At 48.4% G+C, this 7,873-nt stretch carries 7 protein-coding genes and 1 pseudogene; 4 read left to right on the forward strand and 4 right to left on the reverse strand.

Annotated elements, in window-relative coordinates; all coding sequences use genetic code 11:
* The 4 genes and pseudogenes from MHN01_RS09940 to MHN01_RS09955 all read left to right on the forward strand — a co-directional run.
* A pseudogene (locus MHN01_RS09940) lies at positions 1 to 610 on the forward strand (two pore domain potassium channel family protein); the annotation flags it as partial.
* A 70-nt stretch (positions 611 to 680) separates the two neighbouring features.
* On the forward strand, positions 681 to 1,316 hold the full coding sequence (locus MHN01_RS09945) for a YjfK family protein (RefSeq protein ID WP_239411211.1): 636 nt from the start codon (positions 681 to 683) through the stop codon (positions 1,314 to 1,316).
* 28 nt (positions 1,317 to 1,344) lie between these two features.
* On the forward strand, positions 1,345 to 1,761 hold the full coding sequence (locus MHN01_RS09950) for a DUF350 domain-containing protein (RefSeq protein WP_239411212.1): 417 nt from the start codon (positions 1,345 to 1,347) through the stop codon (positions 1,759 to 1,761).
* An 11-nt stretch (positions 1,762 to 1,772) separates the two neighbouring features.
* Positions 1,773 to 2,390 carry a DUF1190 family protein gene (locus MHN01_RS09955; RefSeq protein WP_239411213.1) on the forward strand — a complete coding sequence of 206 codons (618 nt, stop codon included), beginning with the start codon at positions 1,773 to 1,775 and terminating at the stop codon, positions 2,388 to 2,390.
* Positions 2,391 to 2,470: 80 nt separating this feature from the next.
* Here MHN01_RS09955 and MHN01_RS09960 read toward each other — a convergent pair whose 3' ends face one another.
* From MHN01_RS09960 to MHN01_RS09975, 4 genes are all read right to left on the reverse strand, one after another.
* The gene (locus MHN01_RS09960; protein ID WP_239411214.1) at positions 2,471 to 3,763 is read right to left on the reverse strand and encodes a cytochrome-c peroxidase; all 1,293 of its coding nucleotides are present in this window, start codon (positions 3,761 to 3,763) and stop codon (positions 2,471 to 2,473) included.
* A gap of 294 nt (positions 3,764 to 4,057) precedes the next feature.
* Positions 4,058 to 5,686 (reverse strand): BCCT family transporter, encoded by a 1,629-nt coding sequence (locus tag MHN01_RS09965; protein WP_239411215.1) that lies wholly within the window; start codon positions 5,684 to 5,686, stop codon positions 4,058 to 4,060.
* A gap of 95 nt (positions 5,687 to 5,781) precedes the next feature.
* The gene (locus MHN01_RS09970; protein WP_075762641.1) at positions 5,782 to 6,906 is read right to left on the reverse strand and encodes a mandelate racemase/muconate lactonizing enzyme family protein; all 1,125 of its coding nucleotides are present in this window, start codon (positions 6,904 to 6,906) and stop codon (positions 5,782 to 5,784) included.
* 10 nt (positions 6,907 to 6,916) lie between these two features.
* A partial coding sequence (locus MHN01_RS09975) for an FAD-dependent oxidoreductase (RefSeq protein WP_239411216.1) occupies positions 6,917 to 7,873 on the reverse strand: 957 nt, incomplete at its 5' end.

Genomic DNA, 7,873 nt, shown 5'->3' on the forward strand with positions numbered 1-7,873 from the left:
AATGCTGCAGCATGAAGAAAAAGGCAACCGTCCGATTGTGCTGTGTGTTCGCCCGGAAATCGAAAACCCGCTCCCGGGCGAAGTTGAATTTGTCCGCGTTGCCAGCTTCACGGATAACGAAGGCATGCAGCGAGCAGGAATAGAAAATGCCAGCTGTATCCTTATCGATAACCCTGAAGATGACATCACGCTGTCAGCTGCCCTGTTCTGTGCCAGCAAAAACTCGAATGCTCACCTGCTGGCCTATTTTCACGACGAGGCCCTCAGCCAGTTGTTAAAACAACACTGTCCGAATGCCGAATGTATTCCGTCAGTGGCAGTGGAAATGCTGGCAAAAGCAGCGGTAGATCCGGGCTCCAGCGAGCTTCACCATGAACTGCTTAGCACAACTCAGGGAATGACGCAATATTCTGTTACCTACCCTGAAAGCGCGACGAAGACAACAATCGAGGCATTGTTCGCGACCTTTAAGCAACAATACGAAGCCACATTGATTGCGATTGATAGCGGAGACGGTGTCGAACTCAACCCTTCGCTACAACGTGAAGTTCTGCCCGGAAGCAAGCTATTTTATATATCGGACGAGCGTGTTGATGATTTTCAGTGGTAGCACCAATGGTTAACTACCGAAACTAGCATTTAGCCTTTGAGCAGGCGGGAGTTAATGCTCAGGAGTCACTATGTTTGATTGGTTTAAAAAGAAAAAAACACCGGAAAAATCACTTCCCCAAGCCCCGGAGATTATGGGACTAAGACTGGGCGGAGCCTTTGAGTTAGATGACCTGAAACTGCGCCTTATCGAACCGGATCTGGTTATCGAAGGTGCCGCTCGTACCCAGCTTATCAAAGCCGTGGGTGAGGTTGAGCTGGATGAGCAAACTCGGCTATTACGTTACTACACCGATGACGAAGGATTTATACAGGTTCTGACTCACGGACCAGATGAGGCCGACATCAGCGAGGTCAAACTCTACTATTTCTACGATACCAAGCCGATTGATACCGAATCAGAGTGGAACCACCTGCTAGATAATCAGCTAGTGCAACCGAGCTGGGAGCTGGAAGGTCACTCGTTTGAAAAAGTTTGGGAAAATAGCCGCCCTGTAGTGATGACGGAGAAGACCTGGCTCGAAAATGGTGCCATCAGCGAAACCGATCAGTTTGTGATGATTTATGAACGGGATATCGGTAATGATATTTTCGAATCGGTCTTTGTTGCCGGGGAAGAAAAAATCATTCACAACCGCGCCGAGCGCAGTCTGGCTATCAGTACTGGCATCAACCTGACACCGACTGATTTCAAGCTCATTGGCTAACCAGCCCTTTTAACAATTAGGATTTCAAATGGAAGTTTTTACCGATTCACTGGCGGGCCTTGGCGCCTTTTTACTCTACTTCTCACTGTCTCTCGCTTTTTTGATGCTGTTTAAAGTGATCTATGTTCGCTTTACACCGCATGATGAATGGAAGCTAGTGAAAGACGGCCAGAATGTTGCCGCCGCCATCGGCCTATCCGGATCTATTCTGGGTTACTGCCTGGCGATTGCCGGCGCAGCAAGCAACTCCGTCAACCTTATCGATTTTGCGATTTGGGGTATTGTGGCGCTGCTTGCGCAGTTAATCGCCTTCTATATTGTCCGCTTTGGCTTTATGCCTAAAATCGTTGAACGTATCGAAGCGGGCGAAATCCCGGCCGGTATCATGATGGCCGCCACTTCAGTATCTGTAGGCTTGCTCAATGCTGCCTGCATGACCTACTAGGAGCGCCCGTCATGAAACGAAGTAAGCAGGTCGTACTGGCAAGTATGCGCAAAAACTGGCGAACCTTTTCGGTAAAGCCGGTTTCAGTAGCATTTGCCGGTGCCTTTCTTTCCGGCTGTAGCGATAACGGCAGCGAAGCGGTGATCTACCATACACTGGATGACTGCCTTGATGACAACCCCAACTATAGCCAGGAGTGTCGTGCAGCCTATCAAGAGGCACTGGAAGAAGCAGAACGCACAGCGCCTAAATACCGTTCGGAATATGACTGTACCGCTGAGTTCGGGATGAATGCATGTATGCAAACATCCAACAATAACTGGTACATGCCGGCCATGGCCGGCTTCATGTTTGGCCGGATGTTGGACAGAGACCGCGGCTATTATTCTCAGCCGATGTTTCGCTCCTATTACCCGGGTAGCGTCTTCTACGATCGCTGGACTACCGCAGACGGTTACGATTATGGCCGCAGCAGCTATAAGAAGAGCAAGGTAAGGGTGACAAGAGATCAGATGAAGCCCAAGCCGACTGTCAGCCGTACCATTTCACGTGGCGGTTTTGGCTCGACCGTTTCGGCCAAATCAAGCTGGAGCAAGTCATCCAGCGGCAGCAAGAGCTGGGGCGGCTAATCCGCCTTATTAGCATCATTGGCCAGCTCAACATTCCGTCAAGCTGGCCAACTCTTTCTTTCGCTTCACCCTATTGCCAATCACTCTTCAAACGGATCGCTAAACATGGGATCGGAAAGAAAAGTCTCATCGGTCAGCGTGTGCAGAAATGCCACCAGCGCTTCTTTCTCCTCCTGATCCAGATTCATCCTCACCGGTGCCCCCGTCGGGCTGCCATTGCGTCTTAAATCCGGGCTGAGATTCGGGTGGGGCTGTACTCCGCTATTATAAAACTCAACCACTTCCATCAGCGTACTAAACCGCCCGTCGTGCATGAAAGGCGCACCAACCGCGATGTTTCTCAGTGACGGAGATTTAAAGAAGCCCCCTCCGGCTCCCGGATCGCCGCTGGTATCTGCATCCAAGCCGTTGATATGGCTGCGATCCATGGTATGTGCAGAGGTTTGGTGACATTCAATACAGCCTAACGAAGCCTGCCTGCCGACAGGGAACCCCGAGAACAGCTTATGCCCTAGCATCTCCTGCTCGGTGAAGACAGCTTCAAAGTCCGGAGCATTCCACTCTCCGGCGGCAAACGCCTGATCATATTTAGACTGATAGGAAACCATCGCCCGGATAAACTGCGCCATTGCCTCGGCGATGCGCTGGCTGGTTATCGCCTCATCACCAAACGCCTGAGTGAACAATTCCGCGTAGAAACTGGTTTCTGCCAGCTTCACTTCCAGATCAAACAAGTTCATTCCCATTTCAACCGGATCCTGAATCGGCATCAATACCTGCTCTTCCAGCGTGGCTGCGTGTTCATCCCAGAAGAAGCTCTTCGGCTCATAATAGGTCGCATTGGTCAGGCTCATCGAATGGCGCCCGGTTTTTCCGCCATCAAAGCCAGTACTAAACTGGGCAGGATCGGTAAAGCCGTGTTGCTGAATATGGCAGGATGCACAGGATATAGTGCTATTAGCAGAGAGCCTGACATCATAGAACAATACCCGCCCCAGCTTTGCTCCCGCATTGTTCACCGGGTTTGAAAATGGCGTATTATCCTGAGATCTGACATTGCCAAACGGCGATGTAGTCGCTGTGTAATAACGCGGCCTGGCTTCCAGATAACGAACATAGTCATGTTCAGTGGCTAAATCAGGTAACGGCAAGCCGTCAATATCCGTTCGCGGCGTAGGCTCCTCTTCTTCTGGCGGAGGATCTGGCGGCACAGGAACTGGTTCTTCCCCGACAGGCGAACCCGGGGCAACTTCATTACCTTCACCTGAAGCGGCACTGACATCGCCAGTAAAACTATCGTCACTGGAATTGTCGCGGCATGAAACAACGGTCGTCAGAGCGACGGCCAACAGAATACACATAGAAGTATTCATGATAAACACTCCAACCTAGCCTATTTTATGCTGTTATTATGTATGGGAAGTTAGACTTTCAGCCTATTCCCCTTTTTCCAACACAATAGCAGCCGGTTGGGCTTCTCGAATCTGACTAATGAGAAGAAGGATAGGTATATTCTGTTACCAAAGAAGAACTGCCTTTAAGAAGGTCGTCGGCCAAGAAAAGAAAAAGCCATTCGTAAAAACGAATGGCTTTTGATTGCTATGAAGCGTTTCAAGCAGGTTGGGTTTTGATCGCGCAGATTAAAATTTTATCTCGCGGGTTATCAATTATCCTTGCTGATGACTTTCCTTCAGAACTACCTCTTCAGTTTCTGTCGCCTGCTGTTCACTCTCCGCTGCTTGCTCAAGCTTATGCATCGCCTGAATTTCCATCACATTGAGGTGTGAGTAATCTGCTCGCATATAGCCAACTGTCTTATACAGCATGTAAGAAGTCAGCAGCAAAATAGGCAATGCAAAGATTAGAATCGCTGATTGCATCGACTGTACCGGCGCATTAACCGTAATAAAGATTGTCGGTAGCGCGATAATAATCAGGCACCAGAATATTTTCAGGTAGGTAGACGGGTTGTTCTTTTCATCAAGCTCTTTCTGGGTATTACAAGACACAGTAAACACCGAACCGTCCAGGGTTGTTACCAGTAACAGGAAGGTTGAAATAATGAACACAACCAGGATAACCGACGACAGAGGTAGCGTATCCAGTGCCTTCACAATCGCTTCACTGGCTTGGCCATCAGAGACCATTTTGCTGATTTCAACCTTGCCATCTAACTGAGTTTTCATCATGAAAGAGCCAACAATCGAGAACAGCGCTGCAATCCCAGCAGTACCTCCACCAATCATACACACAACCACTTCGCGAACCGTACGGCCTTTCGATACCTTGGTAACAAACACACACATCAGTGGAATGAAGATCATCCAGTATGCCCAGAAATAGGCGGTCCATGACTGTGGGAACTTCGCCTGGTTAATGGCATCTGTATACAAGCTCATCTTAATAAAGTTCTGAGCCCAAATTGCAATTGAAGAACTGGTATTTTCCAGAATAAACTGAGTCGGACCAAATATTAATATATACAGAGCAAGTGCTACGACAAAGTAAGTACCGTTATTACTGATTTTCTGCATACCTTTTTCAATACCAAAGAATGAACTGGCAATTAATAATGCAGCAACAATAACAAGCATAGATAATTTAAGAGCTAAGCTATCTTCTACACCAAGTAATAAAGAAACCGCAGCAGAAATAATTGGCACACCAAGAGACAAAACAATAATCAAACCAAAAATAAGTGCAATTGGGTACATGACATCAATAACGCGACCGACAATTTTCGCTGTCGCCTTATTTTTAATCATCGACATCACAACATCGCTAATTTTCAGTGAACGGTTTTTTCGGATATAGAAGGAGTACATCACAGGGATAGCGGTAATGGCATAGATAGCCCAGGCGATGATCCCCCAGTGGTGAAGACTGTAAGTTACTGCCCACTCAGCGGCTGTCACCGAGCCTGCCTCGATAGCGAATGGCGGTGTCTTAATATAATAAGACCACTCAAGAAATGCCCAGTAAACCGTACCAGAACCAACACCGGCAAGTGCCATCATGGCGATATAGGAAAAGGTCGAGAATTCAGGTTTCTCATTTCCCATCCGGATATGCCCGTATTTACTAAATACAAAAAAGGCAGCAAGAATAACAAGTCCGAATGCATACCAAAGAATTGGAGTACCAAAGTTATATGCAATCAGTGTAAATATATCACCGGCAATCTTGATTGCCTTATCGGGGTTAGTTAAAAAGAATATTGAAATAATAGATACTATAACTAATGAGGTAATGATGCTAAACCTGTCAAAGTTACTTCTTCCCGTCGTACTTTTCATCACGTTTGTCCCATTTATTAGTAAACCACTTCCACATCGTCACCGTGGATATATGGAAGTGGAATTTCCATTGCTAATGTAAGGTATTGTTATAATTATTCGAAAATATAATGAGCGACCGAGCTTTCCCGGACTGCATCCCAATCCATTTCCACACCCAGACCATTGCCTTCCGGTGCGTGGACATACCCATCCTTATCGGTCCGGATCTGCGTCTTAGATGCCAGCTCGAAGCTTTCATACGGATAAAACTGCTCGAAGAACTTACAGTTATGGTGAGCCAGTGCCACATGCAAGTTGGCTGCCTGAGTAATGGTATATCCCATGCTTTGGATCTCAAGGTTCTTCGAGTGACCTTCCGCAATAGCAAAACACTTGTTCAACGGCGTGATACCGCCACAAACAGTAGCATCCTGGCGAACATCTGACCAGAAACCGTTACCCAGAGCGTAGGTGACTTCCTGTAAAGTGAGCAGACAGTTGCCGTGGCTGGAGATTTCCAGATCCGTTTTATCAACCAGACGCTGGTAAGTCTTATAGTCATAATCGGAAACCGGGGCCTCCAGCCATTCCCAGTCATAGCTTTCCATCAACTTGGCCATCTTCATCGCCTCAGCAGGCGTGTAGAAGGTAGCAGTATCTAGCATGAAACGGACACCAGTGTGGCCATAACGCTCCTGAATGGCATTGACCAGCTTGACGTCTTTCTCATAGACGCAGTAGCAATGCAGCTTGATCGCAGTAAAGCCGTGCTCAATGCAATCATCAACATACGGGAAGTAGTCTTCAACCGTATCGAACATTGGCGTCGACGCGTAAGAGAGCATCTTGTGGCGGGCACCGCCGAGCAGCATATAAAGTGGCATGCCTGCTTTTTTCGCCTTGATATCCCAAGCTGCGATATCAATCGGAGATTTTGCCGGTAGTCCCCCCCATGAGCAACGCGCCTGCAGCCAGGAATAGAGCTCTTCGGTCATCAGCGGGTTTTTGCCGATCAGGCCAGGAACGATAGTACGCATGGCTTCGATAATGCAACGGTCAAAGTCATTTTCGGTGTAGCTGATCGTTGCACCCACCCCTTCGGTACCGTCATTACAGATGATCCGAACGATATTGTTAGTGTAGAGCAGAGGCTCCTGGTTATCAGCCCAAGGAATCGGCGGAGCGTCACGGTCAGCAACAGCGTACAGTTCAACTCGTTTGATCACGGTATCTTTCATGATGTTCTCCTTACAGGGCACTACCATTTTCGATCATAGTAGAGCGGATATCCTCGCCTTTCAGGTCTCGGATTCGTTTATTTTCATTAATCGCTTTGACAGCAGCAATGCCTGCTGCATGTCCGTATTCAAAACACTGTGCCGTTACACGGGCAGACGCCAGCGCTTCATGCTCGGCACTCAGGCAACGTCCAGCAACAATGATGTTTTCACCGACAACCGGTACCAAGGTGCTGAACGGCACATCGTAGTAATCATCAATCAACCAGTGCAGTTTCGGCTTGTCTCCAGAGTGCAGCTCAATTGGCCAAGGCGTACGGCAAATACCGTCTTCTCGTTTGCGGCAATTGACCACATCGTCATTGCTGAGGGTTTCGACACCGACAATAGAACGAGTCTGGCGAATGCCCACCTCAACCCCGGTATCAACCACATACGCATCCTCGCAACCCGGCACATAGTTGTTCAGGAACTTGGCATAATCACGAACCTGACGGCGACCAAACACCTCGGCTTCAGTGAAATCTTTCGGATCGATAACATTGAGCATCCGACCATCCTGGCCAGCCAGGCGCGTTGCATTTACCATCAGCTCACCGGGGCGAGTTGTCGGGAAAATCCAGATTTTGTGGCGAGGTAGGTCGTAATCACCTTGCTGGTTGGCAGCCAGAATATTTTCTGTCACTTTCGGCGGACAGATCGTGTCATTGCCGTAGTAGTCGAGGTATTTGTCCATATCGACACCGGCGATACGGAAAAACATAGTCGGGTTTTGAATACGTCCGTTATCACCGAAGAAATAATCCATTCCCGCCCGGGCAATCAAGGCCGCATCACCAGAGGCATCGACAATCATCCTCGAAAGAATCACGCTCTGGCCCGCATTTGACTCGATAACCACACCCTTAAAGGCATCACCATCCATAATCACGCCAGTCACCGCGGTATGGAATAGAGTATTCACACC

The organism is Photobacterium sp. OFAV2-7 (assembly GCF_022347985.1).
Classification (GTDB): domain Bacteria; phylum Pseudomonadota; class Gammaproteobacteria; order Enterobacterales; family Vibrionaceae; genus Photobacterium.

Bases quoted from the DNA above. Each gene is read 5' to 3' on its own strand.
- MHN01_RS09965 (WP_239411215.1), bottom strand. From the start codon at position 5,686: ATGAAAAGTACGACGGGAAGAAGTAACTTTGACAGGTTTAGCATCATT.
- MHN01_RS09970 (WP_075762641.1), bottom strand. From the start codon at position 6,906: ATGAAAGATACCGTGATCAAACGAGTTGAACTGTACGCTGTTGCTGAC.
- MHN01_RS09950 (WP_239411212.1), top strand. From the start codon at position 1,345: ATGGAAGTTTTTACCGATTCACTGGCGGGCCTTGGCGCCTTTTTACTC.
- MHN01_RS09955 (WP_239411213.1), top strand. From the start codon at position 1,773: ATGAAACGAAGTAAGCAGGTCGTACTGGCAAGTATGCGCAAAAACTGG.
- MHN01_RS09960 (WP_239411214.1), bottom strand. From the start codon at position 3,763: ATGAATACTTCTATGTGTATTCTGTTGGCCGTCGCTCTGACGACCGTT.
- MHN01_RS09945 (WP_239411211.1), top strand. From the start codon at position 681: ATGTTTGATTGGTTTAAAAAGAAAAAAACACCGGAAAAATCACTTCCC.